Source organism: Mycoavidus sp. B2-EB (assembly GCF_014218255.1).
In the GTDB taxonomy this organism is placed as follows: Bacteria; Pseudomonadota; Gammaproteobacteria; order Burkholderiales; family Burkholderiaceae; genus Mycoavidus.
On the sequence record NZ_AP021872.1, the window covers coordinates 385,837 to 401,632 of the forward strand.

10 protein-coding genes are annotated in these 15,796 nt (G+C 46.2%); 5 read left to right on the plus strand and 5 right to left on the minus strand.

The features are described 5' to 3' along the window. Positions 1-16 precede the first annotated feature (16 nt). The 3 genes from MPB2EB_RS01745 to MPB2EB_RS01755 are packed head-to-tail and all read left to right on the plus strand — an operon-like array spanning position 17 to position 1,969. Positions 17-940: an NAD-dependent epimerase/dehydratase family protein gene (locus MPB2EB_RS01745; protein WP_185182166.1), complete on the plus strand. Its 924-nt coding sequence runs from the start codon at positions 17-19 to the stop codon at positions 938-940. Positions 941-999: 59 nt separating this feature from the next. Next, positions 1,000-1,311: a Grx4 family monothiol glutaredoxin gene (grxD, locus tag MPB2EB_RS01750; RefSeq protein ID WP_185182167.1), complete on the plus strand. Its 312-nt coding sequence runs from the start codon at positions 1,000-1,002 to the stop codon at positions 1,309-1,311. A gap of 46 nt (positions 1,312-1,357) precedes the next feature. After that, positions 1,358-1,969, plus strand: a complete 612-nt coding sequence (locus tag MPB2EB_RS01755; RefSeq protein WP_185182168.1) for a UbiX family flavin prenyltransferase — start codon at positions 1,358-1,360, stop codon at positions 1,967-1,969. Between the two features lie 108 nt (positions 1,970-2,077). Here the strand turns inward: MPB2EB_RS01755 and MPB2EB_RS01760 are convergent, their stop codons facing one another. After that, positions 2,078-3,589 carry an amino acid permease gene (locus MPB2EB_RS01760; protein ID WP_185182169.1) on the minus strand — a complete coding sequence of 504 codons (1,512 nt, stop codon included), beginning with the start codon at positions 3,587-3,589 and terminating at the stop codon, positions 2,078-2,080. A gap of 715 nt (positions 3,590-4,304) precedes the next feature. Between MPB2EB_RS01760 and MPB2EB_RS01765 the strand changes: the two genes are divergently transcribed. Together MPB2EB_RS01765 and MPB2EB_RS01770 are read left to right on the plus strand one after the other, a co-directional pair. Beyond that, positions 4,305-4,508, plus strand: coding sequence for a hypothetical protein (locus tag MPB2EB_RS01765; protein WP_232534455.1), 204 nt, complete (start codon positions 4,305-4,307; stop codon positions 4,506-4,508). A gap of 432 nt (positions 4,509-4,940) precedes the next feature. Further along, entirely contained in the window at positions 4,941-10,778 is a 5,838-nt protein-coding gene (locus MPB2EB_RS01770) for a pentapeptide repeat-containing protein (RefSeq protein ID WP_185182171.1), read from the plus strand. A 103-nt stretch (positions 10,779-10,881) separates the two neighbouring features. Here the strand turns inward: MPB2EB_RS01770 and MPB2EB_RS01775 are convergent, their stop codons facing one another. The 4 genes from MPB2EB_RS01775 to MPB2EB_RS01790 form a co-directional block, all read right to left on the minus strand. Next, complete coding sequence (locus tag MPB2EB_RS01775; protein ID WP_185182172.1) at positions 10,882-12,522, minus strand: ABC transporter ATP-binding protein; 1,641 nt, start codon at positions 12,520-12,522, stop codon at positions 10,882-10,884. A 101-nt stretch (positions 12,523-12,623) separates the two neighbouring features. Beyond that, complete coding sequence (locus MPB2EB_RS01780; RefSeq protein WP_185182173.1) at positions 12,624-13,691, minus strand: low specificity L-threonine aldolase; 1,068 nt, start codon at positions 13,689-13,691, stop codon at positions 12,624-12,626. A gap of 43 nt (positions 13,692-13,734) precedes the next feature. Beyond that, positions 13,735-14,727 (minus strand): low specificity L-threonine aldolase, encoded by a 993-nt coding sequence (locus MPB2EB_RS01785; RefSeq protein WP_232534456.1) that lies wholly within the window; start codon positions 14,725-14,727, stop codon positions 13,735-13,737. A gap of 43 nt (positions 14,728-14,770) precedes the next feature. Beyond that, positions 14,771-15,796, minus strand: coding sequence for a phytanoyl-CoA dioxygenase family protein (locus tag MPB2EB_RS01790; protein ID WP_185182175.1), 1,026 nt, complete (start codon positions 15,794-15,796; stop codon positions 14,771-14,773).

Genomic DNA, 15,796 nt, shown 5'->3' on the forward strand with positions numbered 1-15,796 from the left:
ATATAATGATGCCACAATGATTCCAACCCGCAAACTCAGGCGTAAGCGAATTCTCATTGTCGGCTGTGGCGACATTGGTTTGCGTTGCGCTCAATTACTTCTGCCACGCTATCGTGTATTGGCACTTACCCGTCAAGCTGAGCGTTGCGCGAGCCTGCGCTCGCTCGGTGTTGTGCCTTTAGTGGGCGACCTAGATCGACGTTCAAGTCTAAAGCGCCTGGTTGGCTTGGCGGATACCGTGTTGCATTTGGCGCCGCCGGCAGCGCACGGCAGTGATGATCAGCGTACGCGCTTTTTGCTTGCGGCGTTGAGCCGTTCCTGGGCATCACCGACTTGGATTTATGCCAGTACGACCGGTGTTTATGGCGATTGCGCGGGGGCGTTGGTGGACGAGACCCGCCCGGTGCGGCCGGCGCACGAGCGCTCGCTCAGGCGTCTTGCGGCCGAGCGTCAATTGCGTGCTGCTGGCGCGCGAGCTGTATTATCACTGCGAATTGTCCGCATCCCGGGTATCTATGCCTCTAACCGGCTACCGCTGGCACGCTTACAAGCAGGCATGTTTACCTTGAAAGCCGAAGAGGACATCTATACAAATCATATTCAGGCAGATGATCTTGCGCTGATTTTGCTGCGCATAAAGCGACTGGGGCGCCCCCAGCGCATCGTGCATGCAGTGGATGATACGCAAATGAAATTGGCGGATTACTTTGACCTAATGGCAGACGCACACGGATTGCCAAGGCCTAAGCGCATAGCGCGTACCCAAGCGCAGGATTTACTAAAACCGTCACTGCTATCCTTTATGCGCGAGTCACGCCGGTTAATCAATACTAGGCTAAAAATAGAGTTGGCTTATCAACTGCGTTACCCGACGGTGCAAGATTTTCTGCTAGAGCAGAGCCCCCTTTCTTTGGCGGGTGGCCAACCCGATTCACGCTGAGCTTTGCAGAATCGGCTATCATACGGGTTTACTAGACTTATCTATCAGTACCCCTAGTTATGGACACTCAGCAACACATCAAACAACTGGTCACCGAACACCCGGTCGTTCTTTTTATGAAGGGCAACGCACAATTTCCAATGTGTGGTTTCTCTGGCCGTGCCGTGCAGATACTTAAAGCCTGTGGCGTCAATGGTTTACATACGGTCGATGTTTTGCGCGATGAAGCGATTCGGCAAGGCATTAAAGTGTATTCTGATTGGCCAACCATTCCGCAGCTCTATATCAAGGGTGAATTTATTGGCGGTTCGGATATTTTGGTGGCGATGTATCAATCGGGCGAATTGCAGCAATTATTAGCCGCTGCATAAAGCTAGAGGGTTGCATGGCAGCGCGCAAAACGGACTGGCAGGGGTAATGAACACGATCTCGACAAATACAGTCTCTAGCGCTACACCACGCCGCCTAGTCGTCGCTATTACAGGGGCTACCGGCGCGCTCTATGGCGTGCGTATTTTGCAAACATTGCGTCGTATCGGCGGCATTCAAACGCATTTGATTGTTTCAAGCGCAGGTTGGCTGAGTCTTCAGCACGAATTGGAACTGACTAAATCTGAAGTAAACGCGCTAGCCGATGTCGTCCATAATATACGTGATGTAGGGGCCAGTATCGCCAGCGGTTCATTTGCGGCAGAGGGAATGCTCATCGCGCCATGCTCAATGAAAACCTTAGCCAGCATTGCTCATGGCTTTTCTGATAATTTAATTACTCGCGCGGCGGATGTTACGCTCAAGGAGCGCCGTCGTCTCTTATTGCTGGTGCGTGAAGCACCGTTCAATTTAGCACACCTACGCAATATGACGGCAGTTACTGAGATGGGCGGGGTGATTTTTCCGCCGCTGCCAGCGTTTTACAATAAACCCACCACGCTCGATGAAATGGTGGATCATACGATTGGGCGGGTATTAAATTTGTTGGGCATTGAGCTAACACTAGCCCCCAGCTGGCCTGGCCTACGTAACGTATAAGAGCCTAAAACGATTCAAAAATCAGCTCTTAGCGTTTGTATAAAAGAGCTTAAGACTGCATTTCACGGCAGCTTTAGAAAAGCCGCCGCGCGTTATATCGCTTTAATTTTAATCCACTGCGTTAGGTTCGCTTTCCAGACGACGGCGCAGCACGCTGTGGCGGATACCATAACCAAAATAAATAACGAGCCCTAACGCCATCCAAATAAATAGCCGCATCCAAGTATCGCCTGGCAAACCGGACATTAAAAATAGAGCTGATAACGCTCCGCCTGGCGCTACTAGATAAACGGCTGGCGTTTTGAATACACGTTTAAGCTGCGGTTGGGTAATGCGCAATACGAGCACACCGACGCAAACGATCAGAAACGCAAATAGCGTGCCAATGCTGACTAATTCGCTGACCAAATTAATCGGCATCACACCCGCTAATGTCATGACTACTGCGCCTGTAATCAGTGTCGTGATATAAGGCGTATGAAAGCGCGGATGAATTTTCTTAGCAAAGCCTGGCAATAAGCCATCGTTCGCTATCGTCTGAAAAATGCGCGGTTGGCTCATGAGTAGGACCAAGAGCACGGAAGTTAAGCCAAAAATCGCTCCGAGTTTGACCAGTGGCGACAACCATGGCATCCCCAATGCATCAATGCCTACGGCGATTGGATCAGGTACACTTAATTGGTCATAGTGGACCACCCCAGTCAAGACGTACGCGACGAGTACATAAAGCGTCGTGCAGATGACGAGCGAGGTCAACAATCCAAGTGGCAGATTACGGCGTGGATTTTTGGTTTCCTGCGCCACGCAGGATACTGAATCAAAACCAATGTAAGCAAAAAACACAACGGCCGCGCCGCGTATCATGCCACTCCAACCGAACTCTCCGGCCTGGCCACTATTCGGGGGTATGAAATCGCCATTAGGGTTCGCGGACGTTATCCAGTTGGTGGTATCGACCAGAGAAAAACCTGCCACGATAAAAGCCAGAATAATGGCGACCTTCACCACCACCATTAAACTATTGAGGCGGGCCGACTCTCGAATGCCAAAAATAAGCAGTAACGTGATCAGGGCAACAATGAGAACCGCAGGTAAATTGATCAGTGCGCCCGTGCGCGCCCAGCCGGTCGCAGCATCGAAGGCGAGCGGAGCTCTTGCTAACAGATCAGGAATATGTATCCCTAATGAATGCAAAAAGCCCACAACATATCCCGACCAGCCAATGGCTACAGTCGTTGCGCCTAAGCAATATTCAAGAATGAGATCCCAACCGATCAGCCAGGCAATAAATTCGCCCATGGTTGCATAGGCATAGGTATAAGCACTACCTGCCACGGGTACAGTTGAGGCCATTTCTGCGTAGCATAAACCAGAAAAAGCGCAAACGACTGCACCTAAAATAAAAGACAGCATCACCGCCGGCCCAGCGTGCACGGCCGCGGCATGACCCGTCAGGACAAAAATGCCAGCGCCAATAATGCAGCCAATCCCAAGCATGGTTAAATCGAATCCAGACAAAGCTCGCTTGGGGGAATGCACACCGCCCTTTTTACCATCGTCGCTTAGAGCCGCTTCAGCCTCTAACATGGCGATCGATTTTTTATTCCATAATGTTGTCATTAAATTAGGCTAGCTAAAAAGCGTTCCTTGGCGAGAAAAAAGTTCTGACTAGAAAGCCCTATATTGTATCTTATTTGTTTTTTGATAATCGAGCCGAGGTTACCTCTCGCACAGTTTTTGCGCGCGTTAAGAGATTGATATGGACCAACTTATAATGCTGGATATTGAGCATCTCATTTTTGTGTCAGCACAATCACACTTGACTGTACGACGGGGTAGGCTTGAGCTTGTCCCCGTTTAGCGTATCTCTTGCTTGGCACTGGGCAGCTTGCTGCTTGCACCAACTAAGCCTCTTCTCCCATGGGCTCTAAGCCAGTTGTGTCGCGTCTAGTATCCTGGTGGCTGCCGCAATACTCTGACCATTACCTACAAGCTTGATCGCTTTAGCCTTGTATTTCAGCGCGCACTGTACTCGATTGATTTTTGACAGCTTTTCTCCCTTTTAGTGCATTTTAAACCTTCAGTAAGATACCGTTTCTTGGAAGGGACGAGGTTATTTCCTCTTTTATCTGAAAAAGACTGAAGATTATTGCCCATTCAAATTTCTATAAAGAGACATTTATAAATAAGACTAGGGGTGTGGAATATAATGTAATCAATTATATAACTACCATCAATTAAATGAAAAAAATGAATATCCTAATTTTAGTGAGTCCCGTGATAATGCCAATTTTGATTTTAGGCTGCGGTGTGGGAGATAATTGAGATAGTAAAGATGAAAATCTTGAGTTATCAGAAAAATCCCCCTGAGGAGAAAAATAGTCAACGAAAGCAAGATTTGAAAAATATAATGGAAGAAGGAGGGCAAATATATAAGGATGAGCTTTGTTTGTCGGAGCAGGGGCTATGTGGCGGAGGGGATAGTATTGAAGATATTGTTTCTAGTTTAGACGTGGTTAATTATAATTGTGAAAATTAAAATCGTAAATCGTTGGACGAGCACTCGGATCGAGGAAAATTGAGTCAATTCTACAATGAGCTCAATTAAATCTACCCAGTCTTTAAGACTTTAATGGGCCTGGGTTATATTATTTTTTACGGAATATAGGAACAAAAAATAGGCGGCATATTATTTGCCAATTATGAGGTTGCTTAAACTTTCAATCAATATGTAACCAATGGGACTCGAACCTACGACAACTGGAATCACAAATAAAAAATTTTCTTGTTTTACGGCAGAATTACCACTAATCTGTAATGTGCATTAAGTTTGTTTACGTCTCCTGTCTAATGTGTTAGGGCGGAATCTGTTTTTATCGTTGTCTAGCCTTCATCTGGCGATAGCTTGCAGAAAAGCGCGGTGCTGGTTGTGCTTATGCAGCTTCGAGCAGTCTATACATGGGGGAAAATCATGAGTCCTGCTTTGCCAGAAGCTGTTGTATTTAAACTTGGGGAATTCTATCTAAGCCAGGCTCGTGATCAAAAGAACGAGAAGAAATTTGAAGTGGCGCTGGATTTATACAATCGTGCGAAAGATGCCTTAAGAAAGGCACAGGACCCCAAGACGCTGGCGGATGAAACACTACGGAACTGCATTGCCGATGCTTATTTAGAGCGGGGAGAGGTATTAGAAAGCCTGGATTCGTTTTACAAGGCAGCGGCCAGCTATCGCAGGGCTAGGGATTGGGGGCATTCTCAAGCGGAAAGCCACTTGCAGAACCTGGTGTCCCGCTGTCCAGAGATTGATCATGGTAGTTCTGTAAGCTACCTGTTCAACAAGCTAAAGTTACGAACGTCACGATCCACGTCTAGTCTTGCTGCATCCTCGTCTATTTCTTCCTCGGCTGACCCCCCAGGTATCGACACTTGCGCTGTAATGGATACACGGAGGGCTAATTTTTCTTTTTTTGTTCAGAATCGACATGGTGAATTGGCTGAGTCATCCATTCCTTCTGATAGTTGGAGGTGGGACGGGGAGGCTCAATTTGATGATGCCCGCTATCTCGTCGCGGCTTGGAAGCAGATCAATAAATCTAACGAAGAAAGACAGCCCAACCAGTCTGGCGAGGTGAAAGATAAATTACTATGCCTGCGCCTGCTCACACGCGGAATCATCAACGAGTTTGCCATAAAGAGAGATAAAACCCTCGGTGACGTTCGCGAGGTAGTTGCTTTAGCGGAGTTGTCAGATCCTGATATTTTTCGAGCTTTATTAGGACACTTTATTAGTGCTATTTACAAAGAGCCTCTACTGCAAGTCCAATTACTCGATGGGCTTGCCCAAATTCTGCAGCAAGCTGAGCCGGGTATATTAAACGCTGACGACGGCGTCCAAATTTTAGGCGTCTTAGATACTTGGCGAAAGAAGCTTTTCTACAAAGAAAAAGCCAAAAATCCTTCTTTCAAAAGAATCTTTCCTGTTAATTGGCGGAAGAATCTCGTTAAGCCTGCGGGGGAAATGGTTATCACGCCGCATATAGAAGAAGCCGACCACGTTGATAATCTGCTGCGTGCTTTGGTCGCTCTGCTAGATGCGATGGCCGATGCTAATGTCAAAGGCTTAAACCGTGAACAGCTGCATACACCCTTATACGAGTATTTGAATGATTTGAGTAAAGACTCCAATATCCGGCGCGCTTACCAGGCAACCTATGCTTGCCAAGCTCTGCTGCATGTGCCGAATGATGAAAAACTTTGGCAAAGTGTTCTTCGGCGCAGCATAAAAGTCGCAGGTGGAGCCTTGGCATTAGCGAGTGCAGTGCGCACCTGCGACCCCCAAAAATTGGTTGATACGTTTGAGCATTTTAACGAGGCATTTGCTGGCTTGGGGCAATTCATCAAGACGGCCAAAGAAATTTCCGAAGCCGGGAAGACCTTGTATCAGGGAGGTAAAAGTGCGGCTGAAAGCTTCCGAGAGGGGGTTGATTTTGGGCTTAAGAAACCATGGTATACCGCGCTCCGGCACACTGAGTTGCTCATTCAAACTCAAAAGCTCCAGAGTCTAAATGTTTTTGTCAGCCAGGTCCCGGTGGCTACCCGTCTGGATCCTAATTTTTTGTTTGGATTAAGCTTGCAGTTGGAACAGTTGGTGCGTACCTTGGCCAGTGAGGCCGTTAGGCAAGGAGCATTGGTCGTACCTAATGAGGCTACTCAGCAGGGGGAGTTGGCTTGGTCCGATGAGGTTGCTCGGCAGGGAGTATTTTCCTGGTTGGAAGATATCTATCTTGACGATGAGCGTTGGGGGTCAAGCGAGCGTGTTAAACGAGGAGTTTTAAGCAGTTTAGTGCGCCTAACTGGCGATGCTCAACTTGAGGTGAGCAAGGCTGCTCGCATGTGCTTAGCCCGCATAGCCCAGGATAAAGATCCTACTAGGAAGATCATTTATGAAGCCTATACGAACTCATCGTTGGGCGAATCTGCATTGCCTAAGTCTCAAGTTGCCGAGGAGGGTTTTCCAACGGAGCTCTTAAATGCCGTCCAAAACAAACCCATCGAAGAATTAAAAATGTGCGTTAATGAGCAATTTAATAAATTAAATGAGGAGCTCACCGCTTTAACTATAAGGCTTACGCAAACTGGTTTGGGCAACCTAGATGCGCAAGAACGCTTAGCGTTGTGGCGCAGGAAACAGCTCGAGGATGAGGAATTAAAAACAGTGTTAGCGTACGTGTCACCCGAAGGTAAAGATACGCTGAGAGAAGACGAAGAACCATTTGGCGAGTTAAAGGATAAGGTAGATGCGTTTTTACAGAACCGAGATAAAAAGGTGTTATTGCTCCTGGGAGATTCCGGTGCAGGAAAATCGACTTTTAATTATTGTTTAGCGCAAGGGCTTTGGCATGCTTATGAGGAGAAAGTAGAGAAAGCAAAACAACCGGAAGACGCGGATCTTCCACTCATGGCTTTGTTTATTTCACTTCCACTGATCAAAGACCCGGGATATAACTTGATTCATGAGTATCTAAGCAGACAGGGGTTTTCAAAAAATCAGATTCAAGCTCTTCAGGGAAATAAAAAGCAACCCTTTGTATTTATTTTAGATGGCTATGATGAGATTTCGCAGCGACAAAACCTTTATGTCACGAACAAATTCTCAACAGAGTGGCCACATGCACAGGTCATTATTAGCTGCCGTAGCGAGGTTTTGGGGAAAGATTATCAAGCCACATTCCAGCCTCGTGGGCAGAGTGGCAACCCTCAGCCTGAGGCTTTTCAAGAATTGATCGTTGCTCCATTTTCAGAAAAGAAAATCTACCAGTATATTGAGAAATATATAGATGTCGAGCATCTTCTTGGGTGGTCATTTGATCGTTATGACAAAGCAATTAAGGAAATACCCAATTTTCGTGAATTATTGAGTAACCCTTTTATCTTAAGGTTGGCTTTAGAAATCATTCCGCTTTGGGAGCGGGAAGATGTGAGTCGCCTGGGGCAGTCCATCACTCGGTTGGATTTATACGATGCGTTTATACGCGAATGGTTTGCTCATGCTAAAGCGCGCTTGGAAGATCGGAGGCGTTTAATTGAGACTGAGCAACTTGTTTTTCAGGAGTTGGGGGATAACTTCGCAGAGTACGGAATCGACTTTAGCCAGTGCCTTGCCGTTGAATTGTATGAGAACCCTCAGCATCAAGGGGTGATGGATTACGCAACGTTATCGAGTAAACGAGTTTGGGAAGCATTTTTCAAAGCGAAGGGCTTGAGGCGCAAGGAAGTGCGGCTTTTGCTTGAATGCTCATCTTTACGTCGCAGTGGCCAGGAGTATAGATTTTTGCATAAATCTATACGGGACTATTTTGTGGCACGGTCGATAGGGGACGAGATTGAAAGATATACTGGGAAAAATAACACAGATAACGCGGAAGATATTCAGTTCAACAAGTTAAATCTTATTGATAAAGACCCAGCGGTACTTCAATTTTTAGCAGAGCGCGTGAAACAGAGGCCAGCATTTAAAGAACTGTTATGCGTGTGGATTGAGACCTCGAAGACGAGAAAAGAAAAGGTTCAAACGGCAGCGGCGAATGCGCTGACAATTTTGGTTAAAGCGGGTGTGCAGTTCAATGGGAAAAATTTCAATGGGATTCATGTCCGTGGGGCGGATTTGAGTTATGGGGTGTTTGACCATGCCGAATTCGAAGGGGCAGATTTAAGCAAAGTAATATTCCGAGGCGTGTGGTTGCGTGGGGCGAATTTGGAAAAGGCGAATCTAGATGGAGTTAACTTTGGCGAATTACCTAGTTTAGAGATGGGTGGCAGAGTAGAGGTGGATGGCAGAGTAGTAAAGGTGGGTAGCAGAGTTAGGGAATGTTGTTATTCATCAGATGGTCGTCGGTTGGCTGTTGGTACGGGGGATGGCAATATTAGGCTGTATCAAGCTGGGACTCTAGAACTAGTGCGTGTACTTAATGGGTACAGTTCTATGGTGAATAGTATGAGTTTTTCGCCAGACGGTATGGTCTTGGCGTCGTCGGGTCATTCAGATAATACGGTAAAACTGTGGAGAGTGGAGGGCGGGGAAGAGCTGCCTCCGCTTGAAGGACATGGTGGTGAGGTAATGAGTGTGAATTTTTCGCAAAAAGGCAAACTATTAGCGGCGGGGAACCAGGATGGGACGATAAAATTATGGGAAGTGGAAAATAGAGAAGTATTGCCTATCATCGAAAAGCATAATGATTGTGTAATGAGTGTGAGTTTTTCTCTAGACGGTCAGTTTCTGGCTTCAGGGAGTGCAGATATGACGGTGAAGCAGTGGAGAGTGGGAGGCAAAGAAGCACTATATACGCTTAAAGGACATAATGGTGTGGTAGCGAGTGTGAATTTTTCGCCAAATGGCAAGTTACTGGCGTCGGGCAGCTGGGATCATAGGGTGAAATTATGGAAGGTGGCAAGCGGAGAAGCGTGGCATACGCTTGAAGGGCATGGTAGTAGGGTGATGAGTGTGAGTTTTTCGCCAAACAATAAAGTCCTGGCGTCGGGGGGTGAGGATAATATGGTAAGGCTGTGGAGAGTGGAAAGTGGAGAAGCATTGTATACGCTTAGAGGGCATAGTGGTAGGGTGATGAGTGTGAGTTTTTCGCCCCCAAACGGGGAGTTTCTAGCATCGGGGAGCTACGACCAGACGGTTAAACTATGGAGAATGGGGCGTGAAGAAGAGTGGCAAATGCCTAAGGGGCATAATAATGATGTAGTACGGGTTGTGAGTTTTTCACCAGACGGCCAGCTCTTGGTTTCAGGGAGTAAAGATGGGCCGGTGAAATTATGGAAAGTGGAAAGCGGAGAAGCGTTGTATACGCTTGAAGGGCATGATTATTGGGTGGGGAGTGTGAGTTTCTCGCCAGACGGCCAGTTCTTAGCATCGGGGGGCTGGGGTCGCACTGTGAAGCTGTGGAAAGTAGCAAGCGGAGAAGCGTGGCATACGCTTCAAGAGCATAGTCATTTTGTGACTAGTATGAACTTTTCGCAAAAAGGTGGGCTCCTAGCAGTGGGAACCCAGGATGGGATAGTGACGCTATGGCAAGTGGAAAGTGGGGAAAAATTGCATACGCTTAAAGGGCATAGTGCTAGGGTGATGAGTGTGAGTTTTTCGCCAAACGGCAAGGTCTTAGCGTCAGGGAGTGAGGATCATATGGTAAAGCTGTGGAGAGTGGAAAATGGAGAAGAGTTGCGTACCCTTAAAGGGCATAATGGCTGGGTGGCTAGTGTGAATTTTCGGCCGCCAGATGGTAAATTCCTGGCATCGGGGAGTTGGGACCATACAGTAAAGCTGTGGAGGGTGGAAAGCGGAGAAGAGTATACGCTTGAGGGGCATAGTAATTGGGTGGTTAGTGTGAATTTTTCGCCAAACGGCGAGTTCTTGGCGTCGTGGGATGAGGATGGAATAGTGAAGCTATGGTTGGTAGACACAGGCGAATGTAAGGCGACGCTTTCAGGTTTTGTTGGGTCTATCGATTCAATAGCTTGGCAAGAGTTTCCTAAAAGTGGTATTAAATTGGTTAGCAGGAAGAGCAACGCAGTTCATATTTGGCAAGTGGAACAGGAAGAAAATAGCTGGAAATTCGGTTTATATTGGACCTCATCTCAAAACGAGTTAATTTTAACCGATACGTCTATTCAAGACGCTCAGTGTTTAAGTCCACTTAATGCCCGTTTGCTCAAGCAAAGGGGCGCACAGGGCGAACCTGCGCTAGTGTCCGGAGGGCACAAGCCGGTACTCGTGGCTAGCTTGCCGGGCAATTTAATTGCCTAACATGGAATGTCGGCTCTTTTGTTTGGAGAAAATTCTACTTTCAATCTCTATCAATTTGTGGGGGGATTACCCAGGCAGATAAAATGTTTTGCAGGCAGGATTTTCAACCCTGAGCTGACCAGATTTTGCTTTCAGTTAAGCCATCAGCAGATCTATCAAGAATTATTTCACCGTGATGAAGGGTGAGAACTCGATCCATCTTCAACAATGCTGTCGGCCGGTGGGAGATCATTAGAATTGTATGATGCTCGAGGTGCTGACACAGTTGCTCTAGCAGTTGTTGTTCCAATTTTGGGTCGAGTCCTGATAACGCCTCATCCAATACGAAAATAGGCGCTTGCTTGAGATAGGCTCTAGCTAACGCAATACGCTGTCGTTGCCCACCAGAAAGTTTATAGCCACCTTCACCGACGATCGTATCGTAGCCATTTTCTAAAAATGGAATAAATTCTTCGCATAAACATATTTTAGCGGCTTGGTAAACATCGTCCCGAGATACATTTTCTTTACCAAAGGCAATATTATCGAAGACTGAGCGGTGTAGTAATGAAACATTTTGAGGAACGTACGAAAAAAGCGACATCAATTTTTCAGTCGGCCAATTCCGATAATCCTGTCCGTTTAACAGAATGGTTCCTTTTTGTGGGATATGCAGGCGCAACAATAAATGAACCAGTGAAGTTTTTCCTGCACCTGACTGGCCGGCAATCCCTATTTTTTGACCCGCTGAGATCGTTAGATTTAAGTCCTTGAAAAAGGATTGATCTTGATTAAAGCTAAACTGAAGGCGGTCAAAATGTATTATGCATTTTGAAAAATCAGTCAATGGTGGCATTGCCACTAGATTTGGCATCTGATGCGTGGCTTGCACACCGTAAACAAATGCTAATGCGTCCTGCATCACGCCCATTTCTTTGCAAAACTCAGCAAATTGCAATGAAGTCATCCATACTGATCGACGCACATAAAAACAAATAGCCGTCACGAATGAGAAATCACCAAGGCTAATCCATGATTTTTGCCAACCCACGCCCAAAAAAATCATCATGCTCACCAGTAAAACCCAGGACAATAGGCTACGCAGGCTGTCCGCTCTCCAGGTGATTAATTCGTACTTCCTGGCCGCCTCAGCGTTCTGTCGGCATAAATCATAGAATTTTTTATCGTCTAATCGAGTGCGTGAAAAAGTAAAAAGAGTCATTGCGTTTTGGATTAAATTTCCAACATATCCGATCAAATTACTTTGAATTTTTGATTGTTGATTTGAGGCAACAATACTTGCTCTAAAAAATATCCAGGTTGAAATATTCATTGCCAAAAACCACAGCAAAAATATACTGGAAAAGTATATGTTAATATAAGCTATAAAAATAAGTGAGAAAAAGAATGCTGATACTGTTGGGTAGATTCCATATAAAAATATTCTAGCCATTTTTTCAAAACAATCTGTCAAGTTTCTGTATTTATTAACCAAGTCTCCAGCCAATTGGTTAAAGATAAAATCTAAAGATTTATTATGGATAAACTCAAGCGCCTTGCTTTGAATGTCAGCCTTGATATCTGGCAAAATTTTGATCCAGATTCCATTGCAAATGCGAATGGAGCACTCCAGAATCAATATCAATGCAGCATAAATTAATATTGTTTGTTCAATAATATTTTTTATTTCTTCTTTGTTCAAATTCTTTAATGAGATTTGATCAATAATGAGCTTGATCGCATAAGGTGCAGCCGTCTCGGCCAAGCACCATAACGGAGGGAGCAATAAAAGAAGCGATAAATTGATTTTATAGGGTTTAAGAAATGGCCTAAAAAATCTAATGATCTCCCTCCAGGAAATTGTCATTAAGCTGCCCCCATCGTTAAAGGCTCTTCACCTATTGTGCGGATTGCTGTAAAAATGACTTCAATCTCCGAGATTGAAATTTCTAAATGCGTAATGAGGCGAATTCTCCTTTGATCAAGCGCCAGCACTCGAATCCCTTGCTCATGTAAACGTTGCTCAAAATCAAGTGCGGATAAATAGCGATGTCGAACTTCGAAAATAATAATATTGGTTTGCACCTCCTCCAGGTTTAGGTCCAGGAAAGAAAGCTGGCTCAATAATGTGGCAAGTTGCTTCGTGTGCGCATGTAACTCAGGCAGCTCTTGTAAATGGTGCTTAAGGCCATAGAGACAGCCCGCAGCGAGTATCCCGGCTTGATGTAAGCCGCCTCCTTGCTGAAATTTGTAGTACCAAGCTTCATCGATAAATGCTTGCGTTCCCGCCAAAACAGAGCCCATCGGGGCGCCAAGACATTTTGAGAAATCGATCCAAACAGAATCAAAATGCCGTGCGTAATCAGCGGCTGGAATTTTTGTCTCGGCCACTGCATGGAGTAGACGTGCGCCGTCCATATGCGTTTTGACCTCGTAGTAATGAGCCAGTTGGCATACTCCCTCAATGGTTTTGAGCGGCCAAATCGCTCCTCCTCCCAGATTCGTGGTTTGCTCGATGGATACAATCCGAGGCCGAGCAAGATTGTAGCCGCTTGGCGCGGCAATGATAGATTCAATCTGTTGAGCGGAAAATATACCGCGGACCCCATCGATCACGTAAGGTTGTGCTTGCACTAAGCCGGCGATCAGGCCAGCAGATTTAGTCAGCGGATGGGCGGTCCGATCGAGAATAATCAAATCTCCCGGGCGTTGGCATAGCACGCGGAATGCAATGCCATTACACATCGTGCCAGAAGGTAGAAACATGGCGGCCTCTTTACCCAATAAGGCGCAGACTTTTTCTAGTAATTGATTGACGGTCGGATCCTCACCCGCCACTTCGTTACCGACCTCCGCATCACACATCGCGCGGCGCATCGCTGGCACCGGATCGGTATTCGTATCGCTAAATAGATCTATCCTATATTTTTTCATAGCATCTCTGACAGCCGCTCAATTCGTGCCACCAAGTTGTAGGCTATCGATTGATGAGCGCAATTTTCAGATTTTCTTGAATGACAGAAACCGCCTGGTCAAGTTGCTGTAGCGTAATGGGGCTGTGGATTACCGCCCGAATAACGCCAGGTAACCACGGAAAAAGTAGCACCCCTTGTGCTGCACAACCTTGCAAAAACGCATTCGCATCCTCCACCTTACGATCCAAAGTGAATTGCACCATATTCGTCTCTACCACTTCATCATTAAGTTTGATGCCTGGCACGACTAATAGCCGTTTAGCAAAGTAACGAGCTAACTGATGATCTTCCGCCAAACGCTTAAGGTTATGTTGGAGGGCATAATGTGCGCCAGCCGCTTGCATCCCAATTTGATGCGCACCTCCCCCGAGCCATAAGCGGTAGTGCCGCGCTTTATCAATGGTTTCTTTGCTTCCCATTAACATCGAGCCATAGGGGGCGCCAAGCGACTTTGAAAAACATACCGATAAAGTATTGGTATAGCGGGCATAATCATGCAACGCAATGCCAGTCGCAATATGTGCATTGAATAGCCGCGCCCCATCTAAATGCAGCCGTAGCCCCCTTTGTTGAGTAAGGCTATACACATTTTTTAAGGTCTCAAAGGGAAATAGTTTTCCAGCCCAACTATTAATCGTATTTTCAATACTCACCAATTTCGGCTGCGCAAAGTAAGCATAGCGTTGTTTTGAGTCCAAGGCGGATTCAATATCTGCCGAGCGCAAAATGCCATCTTGTGTGCGGCACGGATTCATCACGACCCCAGCAATCGCGGCCATCGGCGCGCTATCGAAAAAATTGACGTGATAACTAGATTCAGTAATGACCTCATTACCTGGCACTGTTTGCGACATAAAGGCTAAACGATTCGCCATCATGCCGCTGGTGACAAACAGTGCATCTTCGACTCGAAAAAGATGTTTGCAAGCATCTTGCAAGCGGTTAACACTCTCATCTTCGCCATATGCGTCGTCTCCTACCGGAGCTTGGGCCATAACCTTTCGCATCTGCTCACAAGGTCGTGTCACCGTATCGCTTCTAAGGTCTATCATGGTAGATACTTGTCTGTTCCGTTTTAATTTTATTGAGCCATTTTGAGAGCGGTTCCAGTAAGTGAGTCCATAGCTTAGGGTAAACAATACCCTGCGCATCCCCACCATTATGTAAGACAGAGGCTTGCTGTAATATCAATAAATCATCAAGCGATTGCTTGGCGTGGATAAAATCCACGGGGAAAGGAATTTTTTCACGTTGCGTAAGCTTAACGTTCCAAGCCCGAATATAGGTGGCTAAATCGGCTGTTATGGCCTGCTGAAAGCAAGTTTCCAAACCTTGTTTCAGTAGCGCTTCAGTGAGTTGGCCACAATTCCACATACCAAAGTCAGCAGGGATTTTTTCTGGAATATGGGGCGGCGGCTTATAATCTGCTCGGCACCAGCGGGTGACAATCGCAAAACGGAGATGATGAGACTGACTATCCGCACTTCTATGCCAAATACGTGAATCAAATAGAATCGCATCTCCCGCCTGAACCGGTAAATGGATAGAGTTTTTTCTCCACGCTGAGGATCGCGCAACCTTATCGATAAAATTAGGCTGCCAAAAATCAACGGCAGAGGCTATTTCGGCATGATGGCTATAAGGTAAAAATTCCATCACGCCATCATTTTGCGTCACATCATGAAGTGCAAACCATAATGAAAACTCGTAAGGCTGATCGGGTGAATACGAAATATCTTGATGACAAGGGACCGCTCGACTGGCATAAGCCGTTTTGCTAATGATATTTGTTTTTTTTAGCTCGACTTCTTGTCCCATAATTTCATTGAGTCTATTTTTTAGAAATACGTTCGCCCAAGTATGAATACTTTGCGTGACCGGTGAGGGATCCACCCAACGACTCACATTACTTAAATAGCGCTCTATATCGCACCCCACTTCTCTCGCACAGTGATCAATCTGCTCAAAAATCTTCTGATAGATCGATTCTGCTTGATGACGAGGGCAAAGCCTTGGCACCACACTCACGCCTTTTTTTATAAAAGTTTCCTGTATGGTTTCCAT